The sequence below is a fragment of the Flavobacterium sp. PLA-1-15 genome (assembly GCF_049060005.1).
Taxonomy (GTDB): domain Bacteria; phylum Bacteroidota; class Bacteroidia; order Flavobacteriales; family Flavobacteriaceae; genus Flavobacterium.
This window is the reverse complement of record NZ_JBMGQS010000036.1, coordinates 1-24,046: the sequence shown is the minus strand read 5'-3', so window position 1 is coordinate 24,046 and position 24,046 is coordinate 1. Positions and strand designations below refer to the sequence as shown.

The 24,046-nt window shown below is 39.3% G+C and carries 23 protein-coding genes and 1 pseudogene; 12 read left to right on the top strand and 12 right to left on the bottom strand.

Going from position 1 to position 24,046, the window contains the following annotated elements; genetic code table 11:
• The 4 genes and pseudogenes from ACI6PS_RS14960 to ACI6PS_RS14945 all read right to left on the bottom strand — a co-directional run.
• Positions 1–545, bottom strand: a pseudogene (locus ACI6PS_RS14960) (RNA methyltransferase); the annotation flags it as partial.
• A gap of 96 nt (positions 546–641) precedes the next feature.
• Positions 642–1,169 (bottom strand): KdsC family phosphatase, encoded by a 528-nt coding sequence (locus tag ACI6PS_RS14955; protein WP_421013383.1) that lies wholly within the window; start codon positions 1,167–1,169, stop codon positions 642–644.
• Entirely contained in the window at positions 1,153–1,914 is a 762-nt protein-coding gene (locus ACI6PS_RS14950) for a Rossmann-like and DUF2520 domain-containing protein (protein ID WP_421013382.1), read from the bottom strand. The genes ACI6PS_RS14955 and ACI6PS_RS14950 overlap by 17 nt, the downstream gene beginning before the upstream one ends.
• 40 nt (positions 1,915–1,954) lie before the next feature.
• A complete protein-coding gene (locus ACI6PS_RS14945) occupies positions 1,955–2,851 on the bottom strand; it encodes a pirin family protein (RefSeq protein ID WP_421013381.1) in 897 nt (298 codons plus the stop codon).
• Between the two features lie 218 nt (positions 2,852–3,069).
• On the opposite strand from ACI6PS_RS14945, the gene ACI6PS_RS14940 reads away from it, so the two are divergent.
• The 3 genes from ACI6PS_RS14940 (at position 3,070) to rocD (ending at position 6,179) form a co-directional block, all read left to right on the top strand.
• The gene (locus tag ACI6PS_RS14940) at positions 3,070–4,128 is read left to right on the top strand and encodes a sensor histidine kinase (protein ID WP_421013380.1); all 1,059 of its coding nucleotides are present in this window, start codon (positions 3,070–3,072) and stop codon (positions 4,126–4,128) included.
• A gap of 104 nt (positions 4,129–4,232) precedes the next feature.
• Positions 4,233–4,643, top strand: coding sequence for an OsmC family protein (locus tag ACI6PS_RS14935; protein ID WP_421013379.1), 411 nt, complete (start codon positions 4,233–4,235; stop codon positions 4,641–4,643).
• Between the two features lie 291 nt (positions 4,644–4,934).
• Positions 4,935–6,179, top strand: coding sequence for an ornithine--oxo-acid transaminase (gene rocD, locus ACI6PS_RS14930; RefSeq protein WP_421013378.1), 1,245 nt, complete (start codon positions 4,935–4,937; stop codon positions 6,177–6,179).
• Between the two features lie 51 nt (positions 6,180–6,230).
• Here the strand turns inward: rocD and ACI6PS_RS14925 are convergent, their stop codons facing one another.
• From ACI6PS_RS14925 to ACI6PS_RS14905, 5 genes are all read right to left on the bottom strand, one after another.
• Positions 6,231–6,527 (bottom strand): hypothetical protein, encoded by a 297-nt coding sequence (locus tag ACI6PS_RS14925; protein ID WP_421013377.1) that lies wholly within the window; start codon positions 6,525–6,527, stop codon positions 6,231–6,233.
• Between the two features lie 71 nt (positions 6,528–6,598).
• A complete protein-coding gene (locus ACI6PS_RS14920; protein WP_421013376.1) occupies positions 6,599–6,856 on the bottom strand; it encodes a hypothetical protein in 258 nt (85 codons plus the stop codon).
• Positions 6,857–6,867: 11 nt separating this feature from the next.
• Positions 6,868–9,033 (bottom strand): catalase, encoded by a 2,166-nt coding sequence (locus ACI6PS_RS14915; protein WP_421013375.1) that lies wholly within the window; start codon positions 9,031–9,033, stop codon positions 6,868–6,870.
• Positions 9,034–9,147: 114 nt separating this feature from the next.
• Positions 9,148–9,486: a hypothetical protein gene (locus ACI6PS_RS14910; protein WP_421013374.1), complete on the bottom strand. Its 339-nt coding sequence runs from the start codon at positions 9,484–9,486 to the stop codon at positions 9,148–9,150.
• A 95-nt stretch (positions 9,487–9,581) separates the two neighbouring features.
• Positions 9,582–10,400, bottom strand: coding sequence for a YgaP-like transmembrane domain (locus ACI6PS_RS14905; RefSeq protein WP_421013373.1), 819 nt, complete (start codon positions 10,398–10,400; stop codon positions 9,582–9,584).
• Between the two features lie 404 nt (positions 10,401–10,804).
• Here ACI6PS_RS14905 and ACI6PS_RS14900 point away from each other — a divergent pair, with 404 nt between their 5' ends.
• The 3 genes from ACI6PS_RS14900 (at position 10,805) to ACI6PS_RS14890 (ending at position 12,050) form a co-directional block, all read left to right on the top strand.
• On the top strand, positions 10,805–11,050 hold the full coding sequence (locus ACI6PS_RS14900) for a hypothetical protein (protein ID WP_421013372.1): 246 nt from the start codon (positions 10,805–10,807) through the stop codon (positions 11,048–11,050).
• A gap of 60 nt (positions 11,051–11,110) precedes the next feature.
• On the top strand, positions 11,111–11,506 hold the full coding sequence (locus ACI6PS_RS14895; RefSeq protein WP_421013371.1) for a TlpA family protein disulfide reductase: 396 nt from the start codon (positions 11,111–11,113) through the stop codon (positions 11,504–11,506).
• Between the two features lie 106 nt (positions 11,507–11,612).
• Positions 11,613–12,050 (top strand): SRPBCC family protein, encoded by a 438-nt coding sequence (locus ACI6PS_RS14890; protein WP_421013370.1) that lies wholly within the window; start codon positions 11,613–11,615, stop codon positions 12,048–12,050.
• An 89-nt stretch (positions 12,051–12,139) separates the two neighbouring features.
• Here the strand turns inward: ACI6PS_RS14890 and ACI6PS_RS14885 are convergent, their stop codons facing one another.
• The 3 genes from ACI6PS_RS14885 to ACI6PS_RS14875 form a co-directional block, all read right to left on the bottom strand.
• A complete protein-coding gene (locus ACI6PS_RS14885; protein WP_421013369.1) occupies positions 12,140–12,517 on the bottom strand; it encodes a hypothetical protein in 378 nt (125 codons plus the stop codon).
• A gap of 36 nt (positions 12,518–12,553) precedes the next feature.
• The gene (locus ACI6PS_RS14880) at positions 12,554–13,021 is read right to left on the bottom strand and encodes a low affinity iron permease family protein (protein WP_421013368.1); all 468 of its coding nucleotides are present in this window, start codon (positions 13,019–13,021) and stop codon (positions 12,554–12,556) included.
• Between the two features lie 89 nt (positions 13,022–13,110).
• Positions 13,111–14,709 carry a DUF6377 domain-containing protein gene (locus ACI6PS_RS14875; RefSeq protein WP_421013367.1) on the bottom strand — a complete coding sequence of 533 codons (1,599 nt, stop codon included), beginning with the start codon at positions 14,707–14,709 and terminating at the stop codon, positions 13,111–13,113.
• Positions 14,710–15,078: 369 nt separating this feature from the next.
• Between ACI6PS_RS14875 and ACI6PS_RS14870 the strand changes: the two genes are divergently transcribed.
• The 6 genes from ACI6PS_RS14870 to ACI6PS_RS14845 all read left to right on the top strand — a co-directional run.
• Positions 15,079–15,600, top strand: coding sequence for a DUF5004 domain-containing protein (locus tag ACI6PS_RS14870; protein ID WP_421013366.1), 522 nt, complete (start codon positions 15,079–15,081; stop codon positions 15,598–15,600).
• Positions 15,601–15,605: 5 nt separating this feature from the next.
• Positions 15,606–16,688 (top strand): hypothetical protein, encoded by a 1,083-nt coding sequence (locus ACI6PS_RS14865; RefSeq protein ID WP_421013365.1) that lies wholly within the window; start codon positions 15,606–15,608, stop codon positions 16,686–16,688.
• A 30-nt stretch (positions 16,689–16,718) separates the two neighbouring features.
• Positions 16,719–19,646, top strand: coding sequence for a SusC/RagA family TonB-linked outer membrane protein (locus ACI6PS_RS14860; RefSeq protein ID WP_421013364.1), 2,928 nt, complete (start codon positions 16,719–16,721; stop codon positions 19,644–19,646).
• A gap of 27 nt (positions 19,647–19,673) precedes the next feature.
• Positions 19,674–21,185, top strand: a complete 1,512-nt coding sequence (locus ACI6PS_RS14855) for a RagB/SusD family nutrient uptake outer membrane protein (RefSeq protein WP_421013363.1) — start codon at positions 19,674–19,676, stop codon at positions 21,183–21,185.
• A 65-nt stretch (positions 21,186–21,250) separates the two neighbouring features.
• Positions 21,251–22,489 (top strand): glycoside hydrolase family 71/99-like protein, encoded by a 1,239-nt coding sequence (locus tag ACI6PS_RS14850; RefSeq protein WP_421013362.1) that lies wholly within the window; start codon positions 21,251–21,253, stop codon positions 22,487–22,489.
• Positions 22,490–22,504: 15 nt separating this feature from the next.
• On the top strand, positions 22,505–24,046 hold a 1,542-nt coding region (locus ACI6PS_RS14845; RefSeq protein ID WP_421013361.1), incomplete at its 3' end, for a glycoside hydrolase family 97 catalytic domain-containing protein.

Genomic DNA, 24,046 nt, shown 5'->3' with positions numbered 1-24,046 from the left:
TCTTTTAGATAATCGGTTTCGATATCCAAATCCATCAAGATGGCTCTTAGTTTTTCCTTAGTAGTTTTCAAGGTATTTACCCTTAAAATTACTTTTGCAGGCTGATTTTGCGCAGCAATCTCTTTTGTCCAAGTTTCTTCTCCCAATTCTTTCACGCCCACTTCGTCCATCCAATCTGGAATAGATTCCCTGTAAACCCTCTTTTTAGAAAGCTCGTCAAAACGACCTTTAATTTTTCGCTCCGGAGTACCTTCAAGCTGTCTCCAATCAGGAATTGGATAACCTCTTAATACAGCCCAAACAGCGAATACTCTCCAAATATCATCACGGTCAAAAGGCTCTTTGACATCTGCAATTTCACTGTATAATCTTTTCCAACGTACTATTTCATAGATGGTTTCGGCAACGAATTTTCTATCGTGGCTTCCCCAACGTTTGTCTTTCTTCAAAGCTCTTGCTACCACTTTATCGGCATATTCTCCTTCGTTGAATATCGCATTCAAGGAATCAATCGTGGTGTAAACTAAATTTCTGTGTAATCTCATTTTATTTTAAATAGGGGTCCAAAAGTACTCTTTTTTAGCCAATAGTAATAAGTAAATAGGCAAAAGTCAACAGATTAACGATTTAATGGCTGTAATTTAATCATGTTTGCCGTTAAAATACGTCGTCCATTTTCCCTGAACCTTCATAACCTGTTCAATAACATCTCTCACAGCACCTCGTCCACCTTCTTTATGAGAGATATAGGTCGAAATACCTTTTATTTCGGGGCTTGCATCTTGCGGACAAGTAGGAAGTCCAACCAATTGCATTACGTGATAATCAGGAATATCATCACCCATATATAAAACCTGTTCTGGTTTTATGTTGTAAGCCGTGCTATATTCCTTAAAGTTAGCGACCTTGTCCGGACAAGCCAAATGAATGTCGGTAATACCTAGATTTTGCAGACGAATCTTAACGCCTTCGTTGCTTCCGCCTGATATGATGCAAACATGATAACCGCTTTCAACGGCCGCTTTCATGGCATATCCGTCGCGGATGTTCATTGTTCGGAGCATTTCTCCGGTCGAGGTAATGTGTACGGAACTGTCGGTGAGAACGCCATCAACATCAAAAATAAAAGTTGTGATGTCGTTCATTAATTCCTTATAACTTTGTGCCATTGTCTTGTATGGATTGTGTTAGTAGTTTGTAGATGTTTTTATGATTTTCATCGGATAAAAAATCCAGATGTGCTTCAATCGTAGTTTGGTCGTTGCGTTTTGCCGGACCTGTCTGGGCTTCATTTGGCGAAAGCGACAAAATTTTAGCGGCTGTTTCCCTTATCAAAGGCTGTAATATTTCAAAAGGAACCTGATGTTCTTGGCAAATATCGCTTCCAATTTTATACAAATGGTTGGTGAAATTATTTACGAATACTGCCGCAACATGCAAGGCTCTCCGTTGTCCAGAATTGATGGTAAAAACTTTGTCAGATATTGAATCTGCTATTCTTTTCAAGACATTATAATCTTCACTGAACTGACTTTCAATACAAATCGGAATGCTCTTAAAATCCACTTCTTTGCCTTTCGTAAAAGTTTGCAACGGATAAAAAACACCTTTTCTATTGTCATCGTTCAAGTTTTCCATCGAAGCGCTTCCCGAAGTGTGTACCACCAATCGGTTTTTGAAAGACAACTGAGCCGAAACTTCCGCAATAGCATCGTCCGAAACCGCAATAATATAAGCATCGGCTTCCGCCAAATCCTCAAAACTGTCTGTAATTTTATCAAAAGGAATGAGATTCGAAACCGTTTCCTTCCTGCGCGAAAATACCTGAACAATTTCCACAGCAGTGCTTTTATTGAAAGCCGAAAATAGATGCTGGGCAACATTCCCCGAACCAATAAGGGTTACTTTTATCATGCGACAAAATTATTCAAAAAAATACGACTTTCGGTGTGTTTTACTTCTTGATATTAAAATTCGCAGATTGTTCTGGTAAAGGCACAAATTCCGTCTCACTTGGAACTTTCGGAAACTCTTGATTGATCCATCGTTGCTTTGCGTCTTCAATCAATTCTTTTGTAGAAGCAACAAAGTTCCAATAAATCGTGCGTTCTTCCGGAAAAGCATCGCCACCAAAAATATAAATTGTAGTATTTTCATTCATTTCAAATGAACAAAGTTTGCTGTCATTTGCAATCAGTATTTGCTTTGGTTCAAACGTGTGTCCTTCGCTTTGGATACTTCCTTCTAGAATATAAAGTGCGCTTTCGCCAAATAAATCATCGCCAATTGTAACCGTCTGTTTGGTTTTTGACTTCAATTCCAAGAAGTAAAGCGGGCTATGAACCGGAACTCCCGATTTTTTTCCGAATGCTTCCCCGGCAATAAGTTTGATGTCAACCTCGCCAATCTTCCACTTCGGAATATCTTTTTCTTCTATGTGGAAAAAAGAAGGCTCCATCTGTTCCAAATGCTTAGGCAAAGCCACCCAGATCTGCAATCCGTGAAGCGATTTGTCCGAAGTTCTCAGGTATTCGGGCGTTCTTTCGGAGTGGGTGATGCCCTTTCCAGCCGTCATCCAGTTCACCGCTCCAGGCTTAATTTCAATCTCCGAACCCAAGCTGTCGCGGTGCATGATGCTTCCCTCGAAAAGATAAGTAAGCGTCGAAAGCCCAATGTGAGGATGGGGAGGAACGTCTAAGTTTTCATATTCCGAAAGTTTTGCAGGACCCATGTGGTCGATAAAGGCAAAAGGTCCAACCATTCTTTTGTCACGGAAAGGCAGCAAACGTCCTACCATAAAGTTTCCGATTGAAGCTGAACGTTCTTCTATAATAAGTTTTATGTTTGACATTGTAGTTGTTTTTAGGTACCTCAAATATAAGGAAAAATGGGTCAAATTAGTTATTCCTGTTGCCTCAATGGAAACTGCTACCAGAACTTGGAAACAGAAAAACAATAAACAACTGTTATTTTTTTAAAGAATTGGATTACATTTAATAAGGTGTTTTGCTTTAGTAGCTAAAAAAAGCAGTAATTTTATGCACCCTAAACCCCTAAACAAATTGTACCATGAATCTTTATAAAAACTTATCAGACATCAAGTTTTTAAGGAAAAGCTATGTTGCAAAATTCTTATTTGTAGCTTTTCTTGGAATACATATTCCGCTAATTGGCTTGATTATATTTATCGTATATTTTAATGAATCATGCTCACCCTCAACTGTTTTTTTCCTAACCTTGGTACTCACTTTGGTTGCCACAGCCATAACTCTTGTCGTTTTAAAGAACTTGATGGAGCCAATCGAAGTGATGTCTAAAGCTTTGGATAATTACAGGAACAGAAAGATAGTTCCCGATTTGCCACAGGAATTTTCAGATGAAGCAGGAAAGTTGATGGTCAACCTCCAATCCACAATCAATGAGAATGAAGTTTTGTTTCAGAACAAGCAGGATTTAATTTTTCTATTGTCGCATGATTTGAAGAATTATATTGACAATGCGTCTTCATTAGCGCGGGTAATTTCTGAGGATGAAGTGTCGGCCATTATCAAGAATTATGCAGATCTGATTGTAGAAAGTACCAATAAACAAACGCAGTTTGTGGAGAAATTCATCAGTTTCCTGCAGGAGGAGGAAAAAATCATAAAGCAGGAAATCGAAATCGTTAATTTTGATATTAATGAAATGACAGTCTCTTTGGAAGAACATTTCAGTCAAAAACTAAATACTAAAAAGCTTGATTTCATTATTGAAAAAAATCTTGAAAGCACTTATCTCAAAATTGATAGGGAGCTTATGTTCCGAGTTTTGATTAATTTGGTTGGTAATGCCATCAAGTTTTCTTTCCCAAACAACAAGATTCTGTTGAGTTTTGAAAGAAAAGAGCACAATTTAATAATCACGGTCGAAGACAGAGGAATGGGGTTTGAAAAGTCAAAAACCGAACTATTGTTTGAAAAGTTTACGAAGATGAGCAGGAGTGGCACCATGAATGAAAAGTCAACGGGGATAGGTCTTTATCTTTCAAGGCAAATCATAAAGAAGTTTGAAGGAAGCCTTACTGCTCAAAGTGATGGTGTCAATACAGGATCAAAATTCATAGTAACTTTGAGAATACAACAAGTATAATTTTATGATTGTTTTATTTTTGTTAAAAATTACAATTACATAATGTTGTTACTATTTTAAAGAATTAAATTTGAGAGTAATAATCAATAAAAACAACCCCAATTATGAAAAGAAATGCAACCGCTGTCTGGAAAGGTTCTGTAAAAGAAGGAGCTGGAACATTAACCACTCAAAGTAAAGTATTAGATAACTCCCAATATTCCTTCAAGACACGTTTTGAAAATGGTATTGGTACAAATCCAGAAGAACTTATTGCAGCAGCACATTCTGGCTGTTTTACAATGCAACTTTCGGCTTACATTACTGAAGAAGGTTTTGAAGTAGAAAGTTTGGAAACAAAATGCGATGTCGATTTTCAAGACGGAAGTGTTGTAGGTTCACATCTTACGGTTACTGGAAAAGTAAAAGACATTTCAGAAGACAAATTCCAAGAATTGGTTACAAAAGCAGAAAACAACTGTCCAATCTCTAGATTGTTGGATACTAAGATTACATCCTCTGCTACGTTAGCGTAATCAATATTATTTATAAAAAACATTCCATTTCTTGTGTTTCAAGAGATGGAATTTTTATTTTGTACACAATCGACTTTCTATTTATGAACTATTTAATAGTTTGATAGTTGAAATGGAAGTTGGTAAACATTAGAAGTCTTGGAATAAATTTCAAAAAGGATCATGTAGTTTGTTTGTATAAAGATTGAAGAATAATCAATTTGAAAGATTTATTTTTATTAATTTTGTAGAAAATAGGATGATTTCTCTCCATAAGTAGGAATTGTATAGCATTACTTAAAAATAGTTATAATGGCAGTTTTAGAAAAAACGAGTTCAGAAGAAATCATCAATTTAGAAAACAAATACGGAGCCCACAATTATCATCCGCTTCCGGTTGTTTTGAGCAAAGGAGAAGGCGTATATGTTTGGGATGTTGAAGGAAAGAAATATTACGATTTTCTTTCGGCATATTCTGCTGTAAACCAAGGACATTGCCACCCTAAAATTGTAAATGCAATGGTGACACAGGCTCAAACCTTGACGCTTACTTCAAGAGCTTTTTTCAACGATCAGTTAGGGCCTTACGAGAAATACATTACTGAAACGTTTGGTTTTGATAAGGTTTTGCCAATGAATACTGGTGCAGAAGCCGTAGAAACAGCTTTGAAATTGTGCAGAAAATGGGCCTATGAAGTAAAAGGCGTTGCTGAACATGAAGCACAGATTATTGTTTGCGAAGGTAATTTCCACGGAAGGACCACTACGATCATCTCTTTTTCAAACGATGAAAATGCACGCAAAAACTTCGGACCTTATACTGCAGGATTTATCAAGATTGCTTATGATGATTTGGATGCTTTGGAAAAAGCATTGGCATCAACAAAAAATATTGCCGGTTTCTTAGTAGAACCAATTCAAGGAGAAGCGGGCGTTTATGTTCCATCTGAAGGATATTTGGCGAAAGCGAAAGCACTTTGCGAAAAGTATAACGCCTTGTTTATTGCCGATGAAGTACAAACAGGAATTGCAAGAACAGGAAAATTATTGGCCGTTCACCACGAAAATGTACAACCTGATGTCTTGATTCTAGGGAAAGCTATTTCAGGCGGTGTTTATCCGGTATCGGCTGTATTGGCAAACGATAGTGTGATGAATGTTATCAAACCGGGACAGCATGGTTCTACTTTTGGTGGAAATCCTGTTGCGGCTGCCGTTGCAGTTGCCGCTTTGGAAGTTGTAAAAGACGAGAAATTGGCTGAAAATGCTGAGAAACTGGGTGTTATTTTTAGAGAGAAAATCGGAGCTTTTGTGGCAACTTCAAATATTGCAACACTTGTAAGAGGAAAAGGATTATTGAATGCAATCGTAATCAATGATACTGAAGAAAGTGATACTGCTTGGAACATCTGTATGCGTTTTCGCGACAACGGATTGCTTGCAAAACCAACCCATGGAAATATCATCCGTTTTGCGCCGCCTTTGGTGATGAACGAAGAACAGCTTCTGGATTGTGTGAGCATCATCATCGATACACTGAAAGAGTTTGAGAAATAAGATTGTTTCTGTTAGATAAAAAAAAGCGAAAAGATATCTTTTCGCTTTTTTTTAGTTGTTTAAGGGCTTTGGATTCTTGACTGTATCGCCTACAACCGGTGCTATCTTCTCGGGATTTACCCTTGTTTGATTTTTACTACTGCTCTTCTGCTTTGCTTTTTTCTCGGCTTGGATTTCACTGTCGCTTCTTTTTTTAATGCCTTCGACCTTTTCGTTCTTGTTTATTTCCGGTGGTGGAGGAGGTGTAGGCGGAGATGCCTCAGTATCCTTGTATCTTGTTCCTGTTTGTTGGGCGTTTGCAAATAAGGCAAACAATAAGAGTATCCCGGTTATCATTAACTTTTTCATTGCATTTATTTTAAATTAAATAAAGCGGAAGCCGAAACTCCCGCTCAAATCAAAACTAACTTAAAAACTAATCACGGAATTCCAATTGTTTCGTTCCCTTGTTCCTTGTCGTCTTTGGGAAGGATTGCATCTTTTTTCCGTAGATTATCGTTCATTATTTTCTCGAATGTTTCGTCATCAGGGATATTTCCTAAAGCTTCAAGTTCGTCTCCCTCATAGTCCACATGATGTGTCGGGATCCTGTTTATGTTGATGTATAAACCATCCGAAATTTTTCTGGCGATACCTCCAATGTCCGCTTCATCATTATTGTTGTCTGTATTTTTCATAGCAATTTTTTTTAGATTTTTAAGGGCTTTTCTCTAATCCAGAATCGGTGTTGTGCCATTGCATTGATAAAATCAGATGCAAGGTTTTGGTTGTTGGCATCCTTTGTAATGATGCCGTGCTCGGCTAGTTTTTGCTCGGATATGTTGTTGATGGCCTTCACTTCATTAAGCAGATCGATTCCTTCTTTTTCGGCACCAATTACTTTGCAATGCTTGAAGGCATCGTTTAATATTTCTGGAATCTTTTCTTGGTCTTTTAAAGCATCGATGCTTTGTTTTCCGGACGGAATAAAAACAGCGTCGAACAACACAGACGAAACTGTCAATATATTATGATCGACTTTCAATTCTTTTCCATCGGCAGTTTTGATGGCAGTAGAATTTGTTCCGATGATTTTTACAACGGCTCCTTCTTTCGTAAGAGCGTCCTTCATTTTATTTACGGAAGTGGCATCTACGCCATCAGCACATAAAAACGCTACCATTCTAGACTCGATCGTACCTGAATTCAATTTGTTTTTAATCATGCTCAATGCGTCTGAAGTTTGCGCATATTTCACGATTGGTTTTGGTTCTTGTTTACCAACATGATCTGCACCAACACCGTGGTTCATCGGTTTTTCAGGCGATTTAGGAACTGGAATTCCCAACACTAATGCTACCGATTCGGCTAGTTTTTGATCTACTTGGGATAATAGTCCGAGCATTCTTTCACGAATGGCGGGCACTTCTACCTTGCTCAATTCAAATCGCAATGCATTGATGATATGGTCTTGCTCTACGGCAGTCTGGCTTTCATAAAACAATTTGGCTTGACTGAAATGATCGGCAAAGCTTTCGCTTCTTTCTCTGACTTTTTTGGCATCGATCCTTTCGTTGAAACTTGCAAAACCGCCTTCGGCAATCTTTGCCTGATAAGGACAACCTCCGCCAAGGGAATTAGGATGATAGCTGACACGGCCTACATTAATTTCCTGTCGCATGTGTCCGTCGCGTTGATGGTTGTGCATCGGTGCTATGGTCCTGTTGATTGGGATTTCATGGAAGTTTGGGCTTCCAAGGCGGGACAATTGTGTATCAGTGTAAGAGAACAATCTTCCTTGTAAGAGCGGATCGTTTGTGAAGTCGATTCCTGGAACGATGTGTCCTGGGTGGAATGCCACCTGTTCGGTTTCGGCAAAGAAATTATCTGGATTTCTATTGAGAACCATCTTTCCGATGATGGTTACGGGAACCAATTCTTCGGGAACAATCTTGGTAGGATCTAACAAATCAAAATCGAATTTATGCTCATCGGCTTCTGGGATTACTTGAACGCCCAATTCCCATTCAGGAAAAATGCCTCCATCAATGGCTTCCCATAAATCTCTTCGATGAAAATCAGGGTCGTTTCCTGAAATCTTTACGGCTTCGTCCCAAACTACGGCGTGTGTGCCTAACTTAGGTTTCCAATGGAATTTTACAAAGCTTGACTCGTTTTTTTCGTTGATGAGCCTAAAAGTGTGCACTCCAAAGCCTTCCATCATACGATAGCTTCTTGGAATTGCCCTGTCCGACATTGCCCACATGATCATGTGCATCGATTCGGGCATTAGTGAAATAAAATCCCAAAACGTATCGTGGGCAGAAGCCGCCTGTGGCATTTCGTGGTGTGGTTCTGGCTTTACGGCGTGTACCAAGTCGGGGAATTTGGCCGCGTCTTGGATAAAGAAGATGGGGATATTGTTTCCGACCAAATCGAAGTTTCCTTCCTGTGTATAAAACTTTACTGCGAATCCGCGGACGTCGCGTGCCATATCGGTAGAACCTCTAAAGCCGGCTACTGTAGAGAAGCGAACGAACACAGGAGTGGTGCTGTTGGGGTCTTGCAAAAATCCTGCTTTGGAATACTTTGCCGCTTCGGCATTGGGTTGGAAATAGCCGTGTGCGGCCGATCCTCTTGCGTGGACAATCCTTTCGGGAATTCTTTCATGGTCAAAATGGGTGATCTTTTCTCTAAGAATAAAATCTTCTAAGAGCGATGGGCCTCGATCACCAGCCTTGAGCGAATTGTTGTCGTCGTTTACTTTCAGACCTTGGGCAGTGGTCATGAATTGGTCGGTTCCGTCGGATTTGTTATGGGCAAGATCGGCCTGTTTGGCATTTTCAACAGTGCCTTTTGCGTCTTTTTCTTTCATAGCAGTAGTTTTTTGATTTTTTAGTAGGTTTAGCTGAGTATAAATTTCAGGTTTTATAAACGTTAATGTTTATACAATTCATACTCAATCTTTCAATCTTTCTATCTCTTTGGATTATTTGTGTCTTCCGGTCCTGCTGTTTTCGGCATCCCAATCCTGAGTGCTGTCGTTGTGGTCGCGGTCGTCATTATCGTTGATTTCGTTTCGGGATTCTTCGGTGTTTTCTTTTTTCTGCTCCTGAAGCTTAATGGTTCCTTCATCTACTTGCGAAATACTGTCTTCAATGTGCTCGTCCTGCTGGAAATTGCTAAAGTCGCGTCCGAAACCACTTTCTTTGATGTCGATTTTGTCCTTTGCGTGTATTTTATTTGCCGAAGGCTTAAAATTTGCCTTATCTGGATTGATGTCGCGTGGCTGATCTTCTCTTTCTTTGTTGTTATCTTGTGTATTCATAGCTTTTAGGTTTAAAAAAAAACACCGAATTAGGTAGGTGGACCACTTCATTTTCGGTGTTTTCTCAATTTGGGGTTTTTATAGTAAGGAGTTCATTAGACTAAACGTTCCAATTGTCCTGCTTCGATGCTTTCTCCTATTTCGAGAAAGGTCTTTAGGCTTTGGATATCGCTTTTTACCATTCTTTCGAAAAAAGGATTCAGCAATTTTGCGGCCGCCTCTCCTGCAACTCCTAGTGGAGCGTGGTAGGAGATGGTTACGTCAAGTTCTGTTCCTCCCGCGCCGTTGTCTTTGAACAATACTTTTCCTGCATTGTCAACGGTTGAGTCGGGGAGAGAGTGCCAACTGAGCATTTTGTTCTTTTCATCCATCAGGATGTGTGCGTCCCAGCTTATTTTCCCGATGCCACCCGGGCCACTGGCTGTCCAGTGTGAGGTAACCTTATCTTTTTCGACTACGGATTCCAAATGTTGCATGAACATTGGAAGGTTTTCGAGGTTTCTCCAGAAGGTATAGACTTCTGCAACGGGTTTGTTGATGCTTACCGACGTACGGATGTTGACGTTGGTGCTTTTCATGCGACCTCCCTTGCCTACGGCGTCGTAAACAGGGCAATAGCCTGTGATTCCTCTTGCGAGCATTGTGGTACCGGCGATGCTTTGGGTGATGTTTTTGTTTTTTCCGGAGAGTCCGCTGTAGAGCAGATATCCTCCGGCGGCAACCATAAGGATACGCTCGATGGTGCTGACATTTGCTTCTATACCGGGAATGAGGCTGTTGCAGGTGTCCTTGCTGTGCATTGTTTTTTGGGCGTCTTCTACGGAGAAGTTGGCGTAACGGTTTGGATCGGTTCCCGATGTGTCTCTTTTGGAGAAGTTTCTTTTGTCTTCTGTAGTTTCTTTGGAAGTATTCATAATATCTGGCTTTTTATGTTAGTAGTTTTGGGTTTGTTGTCTAACAAATTTATTCTTAATACGTTAAAAATGATTACAGTATGTGTTGGATATGTTTCGAGATTACCATATATCAATAATTAATAATTAAAAATTAGGAATTAAAAATGTAGGGATCTTTAATATGTTCGAAATTGAGTTGTAGTGAAGCGAAATTGAATCAGAGTGTTGCGAAATTGGCTCGGATTGTTGCGAAATTGGTTCGGAGTGTTGCGAAATTGAGTCGGAGTGTAGCGAAATTGAATCGGATTGTTGCGAAATTGAGTCGGATTGTTGCGAAATTGAATCGGATTGTTGCGAAATTGAATCGGAGTGTAGCGAAATTGGCTCGGAGTGTTGCGAAATTGAGTCGGAGTGTTGCGAAATTGAATCGGATTGTTGCGAAATTGGCTCGGAGTGTTGCGAAATTAAGTCCGATAGTTGGGAAATTGAGTCCGATAGTTGGGAAATCGACTCCGATAGTTGCGAAATTGACTCCGATTGTAGCGAAATTGAGTCCGATAGTTGGGAAATCGACTCCGATAGTTGGGAAATCGACTCCGATAGTTGCGAAATTGAGTCCGATAGTTGGGAAATTGAATGGTACAATACTAAAATTGGATGAGAGGTAAAGGAAATTCCACCCCGCCTTTCAGGCACCCCTCCAGAGGAGGGGAATTTGAGCTACTTGTGTGTGTTTATGGGAAGTTTTGGGGATTTCGGTTTGTAGGAAAGGCGATTATCTGGACGGAAAGCCAACATTTATCAATTTTTGGTTTACGAGATGTCCTCCTTGCATTGAGGAGCTTCCTTTATTGAACAAACTGAAAGCGAAATACGGAGATAAGGTAAATTTTATCAGTATAACATTCGATGATAAGAAAAAGGTTGATGATTTTTTGAAAAAACACAAGTTTGATTATATGCACATTACGGATTCTGAAAAACAAATTGATGCCTTGAATATTTCGGGTTTTCCAACCAACATGATTTTGGATAAAGATGGCGTTATCAGGACTTTAAACGGTGCGGTAAATGAATTTCAAATAAAGCAAATTGAAACAGTTTTGGATGTATTGTCATTATAAGCATTTCATAAATTATTCTTTATTCTTAGTTTTTATTCTTAAATTTAGGTTTGCTATCTGAAATGAAATGTTCAGATAATCAATAGGATAAACTAAAAAAGCTATTATGGAAAAATTAGAATTTAAGATTACGATTGATGCATCTCGCGAAAAGGTTTGGGATGTATTGTGGGGCGAGGATACTTACCCGGTTTGGACGGCGCCTTTTAGTGAGGGGTCTAAAGTGGAAACGGACTGGCAGGAGGGAAGCAAGATTTTGTTTTTGGATGCCAGCGATAGAGGGATGGTTTCGAGGGTGAAGGAAAACCGACCGAATGAATACATGGGCATTGAGCACCTTGGCTATTATGACAAGGGAAATGAGGTGTATGACACGCCGGAAGTGAAATCCTGGGCGGGTTCTACCGAAAATTATACACTGCTAACCGTTGATGGAAAGACAGAATTGACGGTAGACAACGACACATCACCGGATCATAAGGAGATGTTTGAGAAGATTTGGCCGAAGGCTTTGGATATTGTCAAGGAATTGGCAGAAAACTAAAAGAAAACCGCTTCGTTACTGAAGCGGTTTTTCTTTTTTTGGTTGCTGTGTGGCTGAGTTGCTTAGCTACTCAGTAACTCAGTAACTTTCTATCTCGTTTCATCCAACGTATTGGTATCGATGTCGTCTTCGGAGGAAATGGATTGCGATTGGTCTTCGTCCAAGTCGATGTTATCGTTCAAAATATAATCGTCCTGGTTGAAGGCATCTGCATTTCGGCTGTTCGCACTGTGGGCTTTCCATTTATCCGAACGCGATTCGTCGCTGTCAATTTCCATCTGATCGGAATTCTGAACAGGATTGTGGTCTTGGGTATAGCTCACGCCTTTTTGTTCCATTGCAAGGTATTTGTCTTCTGAGACATAGTTTTTGTCTACATCGTCTACGTGTTCCGGAGTGTGCTGGCTTGCGTTTACATTCGCGTCTTTAGCATTTTTTTCTTCGTGTTGGTTTTTGTTCGTTTCCATAGCATTTGTATTTTAAATTTATATAGCAATCCTTTATCAGGCTCTTTTTTTCTTTGCTTCGACCTTAAATTCCTGCAATTCTTCGGCTTCTTCGATAGAGTGGGAGCTTTGAAGGCTTTCGTCTTGTTCGGCCAATTTGCTGAGGTGGTTGTAGTATTTCTTGATGACGTTCATTTCTTCCTCGGTCATGTCTTCTATATCAACCAAGCGGTTGCTGGCATATTCGTGAGAAGCTACGAGTTCGTTGAGTTTTAGTTGTATGGCAAGCGAATCCTTGTTTTGGGCTTTCTGGATGATGAAAACCATCAAGAAAGTGATGATGGTGGTTCCCGTATTAATGACGAGCTGCCAAGTAGCCGAAAAATTAAAAAACGGACCGGTCAATGCCCACAAGAATATGAAGATAAAGGCACAGATGAAGGCTGGAGTGCTTCCGGCGGCTTTTGATGCCGTGATGGCAAATCGCTCGAAAGGTGCGTTGTTCTTTGCAGTTTTACTTTCCATATAGTTTATTTTTAATTCTTTAAGTAGAATTTTAAAATTAGGAAAGATGTAGCTGAAACTCTTACGGAATTTATGGAAAGGATTATGATTTATATGGTCTTGATGGCCATGATCTTTTCTTCAAAAACTTCTTTATAGTGCGATTTGCTTCTGATTCGGGTTTTGTAACTGTAGATTGTGGTTACCGATAATTCGAGGAAGTCTGCAATTTGGTTGCTGTCCTGAATTCCCAATCGATATAGGGCATAGATACGCATTTCGGTATTCAAAAGTTCTCCTTTTTTGATGACACTTGTATGATCGGAAGGAAAAAGCGCATTGAAATCGGCAATGAAGGTTGGGAATAATTTCAGGAAAATGTCGTCGAACTGGTGGAAAAGATTTTCACGTTCCTTGTTGACATTATAGCGGTTCAGATTGGCAATGATCTCATCGGTTTTCTTGGAAATTACCTTTTGGATAGTGCTTTTCTGGATGTGGTCGATCTTATTGATCAGGTCGGATGTAGCCTTGATAAAGTAGGCGATGTATTCCTCCTTGATGGTGTTGGCTTCGCTCAGGCTGATGTTCATTTCCTGCAATTTCTGATAGGATTCTGCCATTACCTTTCGGGAAGCATTTCGCTCTTTTAGTTGCTTGAAGATTATTACGAGGAATAAAACAATGATAAGTGCCAAGATTGTCAAGAGGATGACTATTTTCTCGAGCATATCGTTCTTGTCCTTTACCTTGTTGAGCTGGGCCTTTTCAATGATTGGAAGAATCGTTGATATTTCTATTTTTCGGTGTCGCGCATCATAAAAAGTGGCATCGTCCATTGCCAAATTGATGTAGCGGTTGGCGTCTTCAAGACGGCCCATTTTAAAAAGTTCGTTGGCTAGATTTCGCAACGCAACGGTTTCCTTGGTGGCATTTTTTACATCGGCAATCGCGGCGAGCGCCAAGTATTCGATTGCTTTGTCCTTCATTCCTTTTTCGGAATAGATGTAACCCAATGAAGAAGTGGCGATCCCATAGTATTCTGGAGGCAATTTGAAGTTGTCAATCCAATAGCTGAACGCTTTTTCGGCACCTTTCCAATCTTGTTGCTTGAGGCGGATTAAGCTTTCTGTAGCCCAATATTCGTTTGTATTTGGCTGGACCAATTTCAATGCTTCTTCCAAATGCTTGTTTCCATTTTGGATGTAATGGATGTAATAGCGGTGGTCTCTGTTGTAATCGCCCAAATCATAATAGGCACGCGCTTTAATGGAGTGGAACTCAAACTGACTTTGCTTATCCAATTTCTTAACATCAATGCTGTTGAGGGTATCAATCGCTTCTTTGAATAGTCCGGATGAAAGCAGTACAAATCCTTCCTTTATTCTACTGTTTGAAATCAATTGCTGGTTTTTTATCTGAAAAGCTTTTGATTTTGCGGTTTCTAAAAAGTAGTAGGCAGAGTCGTATTTGAATGATTTGTATTCATCAAACAATGACATGTAGGTACTGTAAAGGTTGAGGTTATCCTGGTTGAGGGTAAACTTGTGGATGTTCTTCTTGAGAAGGTTTATCCTGCCGTACTTTTCTTTTACATATACATTTTTATCCAAAAGCGTCTTGTCGAGATTGTTTAAAATAGGCTCGATCGGTTGTGCTACAACGGCAAATGTTATGAGGAAAAAAATGAGGGATAAAAATCTGGACATAAAGAAATAATTCGACTTCAAAATAGGAAGTTTTGGATGCAATGTTTTTGATTGGCTAAATATAATGTAAATTTTTCATTTTGATAAAATTCAGTTCAACAATAAGTATTATTTAAAATCAATAGGGTTAAAAATTTTCATATTCCCATAAAATTGATAAATATCCATATTGATTTATTTAAAAATCAACTTGATTTTTCTTAGAACTACAACGTTGTAAATGATTGAAAATAAAGGCAATATTTAATAATGATGTCTGGATTTATCTTGATTTTTCTCGAATATTTTTTTTTAGTTTTTTTTAACAACTAGTTTCGTGAAATCGTTTTCGTAGAATTTAATGATTAACTAACAAACACTACAAAATTTATGAAATGTAAACTTATTTATGGATTGGCTTTCGTTTGCTTGCTCGTTTTCGGGTGCAGCAAGATTGACGATGGTAGCCACGTAGATCCAATTACCCTTTACGAAAAAGTAAATGGAAGTTGGGCCCTAACGAATTTAAAAATGGTAGATGAAGTTGCAAAGAAAAGTGCAATTTCTCCGAGTGAACAAAACCTGACAACGGTTTTTAATTATGCTGATTTCAAAATCAGTTTTAATGTAAATGAGAAAAACCAACCTACTTCTTATGAGGTTTTGGGCGATGTGCCACCTTTGTTTGCTCCAACGGGATTTTGGGAATTGAGTACTCCATTCCAACCGACGGGACAGGTTCCTACAATGATCTATTTGTACAGCGATGCACAAAAAACGCAAAAGACAGATGAGTTGAGAATTACATCTGTTCCGGGAAGCAATGGAGAAATGGAATTTCAATTGAACAGAAGTTCAGAGGGTGTTGCATTTGTGTCTTATGTATTCAGATTAACCGCAATTAACGAATAAGCGATATGAAAAAAATTTTACATACAATTTTATTGGCGTTGTTCTTGGTTCCAAATTTTATCCAAGCACAAACGCAGGAAGCTGGGGATGTAGGGACAATGTGGTCTTTTCCGGTTGTCTATAAGTATGACGAGCAGGTTACTTGGTATTTTGATCTTTCGGGAACTACATTTCCAGCAGAAAGCGATATCTATCTTTGGATGTGGTCGCCATCTGAACCGGATGCAGGAAACTGGGAAAATTCTTCGGACTTTGCAAAGTTAAATTATGAAGGGAATATGATTTGGAGTATGACACTTACGCCAACTTTATATTTCAACAGAACGCCTGCCGAAATCGCTTCAAGTGCTGGTTTTTGGTTCCGTCTTAAGGACAAAACGGGAACATTGCAGTCTAGTGTGGCGCAGGTAGCTTATACTGACTTTTCTTCATTTTACACGGATAATCAACTGATAAAAGCTTATCCAACTGCACCAACTTTGGACAAAGGAATCAGTATTTTATTCAATTCTAATCTTCAGCCAGGTTTTGAAGGTGCTACAAGCGTTCATTTGCATAGCGGATTGAACAACTGGGACATCAAGCAAGAATACCAAGTATGGTTGCCAGAAATCGTAGAGAAAACGAAATTTAAAAATCTTGGAAATGGTTTCTATAAGATGGATTTAGTTCCGCGAGAATATTACAATGCTCCTGATGGTTATGTGATGAACAATCTTGTTTTTCTTATCGTAAAAGACGAATGGGCGAGTACCACTCCAGACCAAGTCTTGAATGCAGGAGAATATATTCCGCCACCGCCACCAGAATTCAGATTTTTTCCTCTTCAATTGAGTAAGAAAGATTTCTTGGGAATCATCAGAAAGAATAATGAACCGGGAGTGAACAAACTTATTTATACCATTACAGCAAATGATGTTGTATTGACAGGTGAATTTACTGGAAATGTAGCGGAAATAAAGGGATTTGTGAACTTGGTTACACCTTTAAGAGATGTACAAAACCTGACTTCAATTCATGTTTTGGTAAAGGATAACAACAACAATGTTATTTCTGATACGACCATTCCGTTGAAAACGGTAGATTAATAATTTCACTATCAACTAAAAACAATTCTAATGAATAGTACATATATAAAAGCTGTCCAATTCAAATGGGCCAACACATCATTAGTACTTACGATTTTGATGTTTTTTCTTTCGGCAGGAGTATTTGCCCAAGATAAAAAATTGATTTCGGGAGTTATTAAGGACAATACAAATCTGCCGTTGCCAGGCGTAACGATTACCGAAGTAGGAACTACAAACGTGAGCGTTACGGATATGGATGGAAAATTTGCAATGCAGGTTACCACCGGAAAAGCAATCGAAATATCGTATATCGGATTTGCATCACAAACGGTAATTGTTGATGCTAATACAAAGTCATTAAACATTAGCCTGCAAGAAGATGCTCAAATGCTTGATGCGGTAGAGCTTGTTTCTGTAGGATACGGAACAATGCGTAAATCAGATTTAACGGGAGCCATTTCTACCATTGGTGCCGATGATTTGGTGAAAGGAGCTATTTCTTCTACCGAACAAGTGCTTCAAGGAAAAGTAGCCGGTTTGACGATTACTCGTGGAACTGGTGATCCAAGTGGAGGATCTTCAATCCGATTAAGAGGAGGAACTTCATTGACGGCAAGTAATAATCCGTTGATTGTTGTGGATGGAATTGCGGGTGTGGACATCAATGTGGTGCAATCGGGCGACATCAAATCGATTGACGTATTGAAAGATGCTTCGGCAACAGCAATTTACGGTTCAAGAGGTGCAAATGGTGTTATCATCATTACAACAAAGGGTGGAACAAAAGGATTGTCCGTAAACTATAATGGCTTTACAGGTGTTGGATTTGCTTCAAACCGTTTGGATTTGCTTTCGGCCGACCAATGGAGAGGTTATGTCCGCGACAATAATGTTACCGATGCTATCGATTTTGGTGGAAACACCAACTGGCAGAAAGAATTGGAGCAAACTGCTTACACACAATCGCATACGTTGAGCATCAACTCTGGAAATGAATTCAGCGGTTTGAGAACTTCTCTATCGTATTTTGATAATGAAGGAATCATCAAAACTACAGGACTTGAAAGATTGAGTGCCAACATCAGCACGTACCAATATGTTTTGGACAAAGCTTTGAAATTTGATATGGGATTGTATGCCAACATCGACAAATGGAGTCCGCTGGATTACAGAATCTTTGAACGTGCTATCAATTTGAATCCTACAATTCCAGTTTATGGTCCTGATGGAAAATTTACTTCTGTTGGTGGAACTTTATATGAAAACCCAGTTGAAATTTTAACCAACAGGACAGTTGACAACAAGCGTAACAGACTTTTGGGTTACTTTAAAACAGAAGCGAAACTGTTCAATGATTTTACTGCTGTATTGAATACTTCTTTGGAGCATAATGCAATGCAGGGAAGTACTTATAAGCCATCTTATGCAATCCTGGAAGGTTTATCAGAAAGAGGTTATGCTCAAAAAACGTATGCCGAGTTTACCAATGCCCAAGTGGAAGCTTATCTTAATTATGCAAAAATATTAGGAAACCATAGCATCAATGGAATGATTGGTTATTCTTATCTTGAAAATATTTATGAAGGATTTGGAGCACAAAGAAGTGGTTTCGAAACAGACCTTTTCGGATACAATAATTTAGGAGCAGGTTACAACTACCGTTTGGGAGATGTGTATTCCTATAAAGGAAAATCAAACTTGGCTTCTTTCTTCGGAAGAGCAAATTATTCTTATGAAGGAAAGTATATGGTTACAGGAACCATCAGACGTGATGGGTCAAGCCGTTTTGGAGCGAATAACAAATGGGGTGTTTTCCCTTCTGCATCGGCCGCTTGGACCATCAGTAGAGAAAGCTTTATGCAACCAACCGAAAACTGGTTGAGTAACTTGAAGTTAAGAGTTGGTTATGGTGTTACAGGTAACCAAGATGGTATCGGAGAATACAAGTCATTGTCAATTTTAGGAGTGGGTCAGGACAGTTATTATGATCCGGTTACAGGAACGTGGAGTTTGGCTTATTCACCTACACAAAACCCAAATCCAGATTTGAAATGGGAATCTACTGCACAAACCAACATCGGTATCGATTTTACTCTTTTTGATAGAATCACGGGTTCATTTGAATGGTACAACAAGCAAACAAAGGATTTGTTGTACACCTATCAAGTGCCACAGCCACCTTATTTGGTTGGAACGATGCTTGCCAACGTTGGAGAATTGTCTAACAAAGGTATTGAGCTTACGTTGAATGCAGAAATCGTGAGAGGTGATAAATTTACGTGGGATGCCAATGTAGTCTTCGCTAAAAACAAGCAGAAAATTGAAAAACTTTCGAATCAAATTTACGAAACAGATGTAATTTACAGTGGTTCATTACACGGTCTTTCAGGAATGTCAAACCAATTTTCTCAAATCATTGCCGAAGGATATCCAGTTGGAACATTCTGGGGTTATGAAAGTTTAGGAGTGGATGATACAGGAGAAATCATCTTGGGTTCTGAGCAAAAAGCAATCGGAGATGTACAGCCAGATTTTACAATCGGTTTGGGAATGAACTTCGCTTATGGAAATTTTGATGCTGGATTTACAGGTTACGGAAGTTTTGGCCAGGAGGTTTTGAATGCTACAGACATGATGTTATATGATTCAAACAGACTTCCAGCATACAATGTTGCAGATGATTATTTGACAAGCGGTATCAAATCGGCTCCGAAATTCTCAAGCTATTGGATTGAAGATGCTTCATTCTTCCGTTTGCAAACCGTAACTTTAGGCTATACAATGCCATTCAAAAAATCGGGAACTAAACTAAGATTGTATGTCTTGGGAGAAAACTTGGCGGTATTCACAAAATACAGCGGTGTAGATCCAGAGATTGATCTTACAGGTTTGTCTAACCCTGGAATCGACAGGTTTAATAATTATCCAAGGCCAACAACCATTTCATTTGGTTTGAATTTCACATTGGCAAATTAAGAATTGAAAAATATAAAATTTAGAAAAATGAAAATCAAAATAATAGCTGCAATCGTAATCGCAAGCACATTGTTTACTTACTCTTGTACCGATCTTGAAGAGGATTTGTATGATAGAGTAGAAGATGGAGATTTCGGACAGACTCCTGGAGAAATCCAAGCCCTTGTGGGTGGTGCTTATTCTTCGTTGAGAGGTTTTGGCGATGCCATTTCAAATTCTTATCCAACCTGTGAGTATGTTTTCTTTTTGAATGAAGTGGCTTCGGATGAGGCTACGATTCCAACAAGAGGAACCGACTGGTACGATGGAGGACAATACCAAGATGCTCAACGCCATACTTGGAATGCTGATAATCGTATGATTTTATCTTCTTGGCGTTATTGCTATGCCGGAATCGCAAAAATCAACTCGATCATCTACCAAATTGATAAATCGAATCTATCTGCTGAGGCAAAAGCACCAATTTATGCCGAGTTGAAATCAATCCGTGCCTATTACTATTACATTCTTTTGGATATGTTTGGTAATGTGCCGATCGTAACCAATTTTGAAGATGTAGGTTTGCCATCAAATTCTACCCGTCAGCAAGTATATGATTTCGTAGAATCTGAATTGTTGGAGTCTTTACCACTTTTGCCTTCTGGAAAAGTATATTCTAAATTCACGCAAAGTGTTGCCTATTCTTTATTGGCAAGATTATACCTGAATTCTGAAGCTTTTGTTGGCGTAGCACGTTGGCAGGATTGTATCGATATGTGTCAAAACGTAACAGGATACTCTCTAACACCAGATTATTTCGCAAGTTTCTTGACTGCAAACCATACTTCACCAGAAATTATCTTCGCTATTCCTTACGATTCTGCTGCAGGAACAGTTGGTAACTATGGTTCTTCAATGAGTTTCCATTATTTGCAAAAACTGGCGGTTTCTGCAACTGGAGATTATCAATGGAGCGCTAACGGTATTTGTGCTCAGCCAGGCGTATTTTCAACATTTGAAGATACAGATAAGAGAAAGAAAGCAATGCTAGCTGGAGATCAAATCAATTTGGCTACCGGTAATGTAATCATGATGGATAACGGAGAACCATTGACGTATACGGAAGAAATCACAAACTTTACCAATGCGAAGCAAAACGAAGGCGTAAGATTGCACAAATACGAAGTAAAAGCAGGGGAAAAATGGGAACGCGATCATGACTGGGTTGTCATCCGTTATGCTGAAATCTTGATGATGCAGGCAGAATGTTATGTACGTCTTGGTTCGCCAGGTCTTGCGGCTCCTTTTGTAGAACAAATCACGCTTCGTGCAGGAACAGAAATGCCGGCTACTATCGATTTGGCTTTCTTGGACAAGGAATTGCTTCGTGAATTTATCTTCGAAGGAAGAAGAAGAACCGACAATATCCGTTTTGGAACATTCTTCCAACCATGGTGGGAAAAAGGAACAACGCCTGCAACAAGAGCGATTTTCCCAATTCCAGCATCGGTTTTGAGCACCAACAGCAACTTGAACCAGAATCCTGGATATCCAAATTAAATGAAAAGTCAGCCTCTGTTTGATTGAATCGGAGGCTGGCCTTTTTAATTTTATAAAACAGTAATATGAAAAAAAATAGCACACTATTGCTTGTTGCACTGATGGGAATTCTTACCCTGATCAGTTGCGAGAATGACAATAAAGATTCAAAATTGTCTGCACAGAAATTTGAGCCGGTAGCGGTAACCAAAACCAATGCAACCAAGATTTATATGCACTATATGGCTTGGTTTGAAAGTAAGGAAAGCAGTGGCAACAACACTTGGGGCTACCATTGGACAATGGCCAACAAAAACCCGGACAATGTTGATGCAAACGGAAAAAGAGAAATTGCGGCGCATTATTATCCTACAATCGGACCTTACCATTCGGGTGATAAGGATGTTTTGGAAAACCATTTGCTGACGATGAAATATGCAGGTGTAGACGGTATCTTGATTGACTGGTACGGAACTTACGATCTTAATGATTACCGAATGATCAAGGATAATACCGATGAATTGGTGGCGATGCTGGACAAGGTTGGTTTGGAATATGCGATTGTCTATGAAGACCGTTTCTTGACCAATATCGTAGATGCTGGTTTGGCTCCAAATGTTGTGAGTGCCGCAAAAACTGACATGGCATTCTTGCAATCCAATTATTTCAATGATAGCAATTACATCAAAGTGAACGATAAGCCATTGCTGTTGAATTTCGGGCCGATCACTATGGAAACGCCGGACGAATGGACAAATGTTTTTGCAAATGTCAACCCAAAACCAACATTCCTGACGTTGTGGAATGAATCTTCGGATGCGGGTGCAAATGCTTCAGGAGAATATTCATGGGTATATCAAAACAGCACAAATCTTTCGAATTGGTATACCAATGTTTTCCCAAATTTAGGAGTGGCAATGGGAAGCGCCTATCCTGGTTTCCGTGATTTTTATGCAGAAGGCGGAGGCGGAGAAGCCATCGGGTGGACAATTGAGCACAACAATGGAGCTACTCTAGACGAAACTTTAGCTTTGGCTAAAACTGCCGGAGTAGGGCATTTGCAATTGATTACTTGGAATGATTTTGGTGAAGGAACAATGATTGAGCCTACGCTGGAATTTGGTTACACTTATGTAGAAAAAGTGAAAGCATTTGCAGGAGTAGAAAATACAACGAATGTATTTGCATCAATTACAAAACTTTACAATCTAAGGATTGAGCATAAAGGAAAAGGAGAGATTCAAGCAAAATTAGACCGAATTTTTGGTTATTTTGTTTCGATGCAACCCGAAAAAGCAGTTGAATTACTAAACGACTTCGAATAATTAAGAACAACAATAATGATTAAATTAAATAAAAGCCTTTTACTGGTTGTCTCACTCATGGTGGCGGTGTCCACCTATGCACAGAAAACATACAAAGCAAAATCTCCAGGAAAAAAGAACGAAGTAGTGTTCAGCCTGACCAAATCTGGCCAGCCACAGTACAGCTTTTCATCCAACGGAAAAGCAGTAATACAACCATCTTTATTGGGTTTTGAATTTCAAGAAAACAAAAAAATGACCGATGGTTTCAAGGTGGTGGCCATCAAAGAAAAATCGGCCGATAACGTTTGGGAACAGCCTTGGGGCGAATTTAAAAAAGTAAGGGACAACCATAACGAACTTATTGTTCATTTGCAGGAAACTGCTGGAGAAAAGCGTTTGGTAGATATTATTTTCAGGGTTTTTGATGATGGATTGGGATTCAGATATCATTTTCCAAAACAGCCTAACTTAGATAAGGTAAAGATTTCAAACGAAGTGACGCAGTTTACTTTTAAAGATGATAATGATGTTTGGTCAATTCCCGTTCACCGCGACAACAGCTACTATGAAAGTACCTACAAGAAATCGCCAATGAGCCAAACCGATACCATTAACACGCCGGCAACATTCGAAATGAAGAACAAATTGTATGTGGCAATTCACGAGGCCAACCTTACTGATTTTGCTTCAATGACTTTGTTGAAAACAAAAGGCAATCAATACAAAAGCGACTTAGTGCCTTGGAGAGATGGTGTAAAAGTATATGCTCAAACGCCATTCAATACACCTTGGAGAACGATTATCGTTGGAACAAAACCGGGCGATTTGGTAACATCTACTTTGATGCTGAATTTGAACGAGCCTTCTAAAATTGAAGATACTTCTTGGATTGAACCATCCAAATACATCGGAATATGGTGGGGAATGCATTTAGAAACCTTCACATGGGGACAAGGACCAAAACACGGCGCTACAACGGCCAATACGAAAAGATACATCGACTTTGCTGCAGAGCACGGTTTGGATGGTGTTTTGGTAGAAGGTTGGAACGTAGGTTGGGATGGCGACTGGACTGCCGATGGAAAAGCCTTCAGCTTTACACAGCCTTATCCAGATTTTGATTTGGATGAAATTACTTCTTATGCAAAAAAGAAAAACGTTCGCCTTATCGGACACCACGAAACAGCCGGAGCAGCAAAGCATTACGAAAGCCAAATGGAAGATGCCTTTAAATTGTATAATTCAAAAGGAGTAAACGCTGTAAAGACAGGTTATGTAAACAAATACTTGGATAAAAAAGAATGGCACGATGGTCAATACGGTGTACGCCATTACAGAAAAGTGATTGAAACGGCCGCGAAGTATAAGATCATGATCGACAACCACGAACCTGTAAAAGGAACGGGTTTGCAGAGAACCTATCCGAACTTGATGACACAGGAAGGTGCAAGAGGTCAGGAATACAATGCATGGTCGAACGATGGTGGAAACACACCAGAGTACCTGAATACAATACTTTTCACAAGAATGCTTGCTGGTCCGTTGGATTATACACCGGGTAATTTTGGTTTTGAT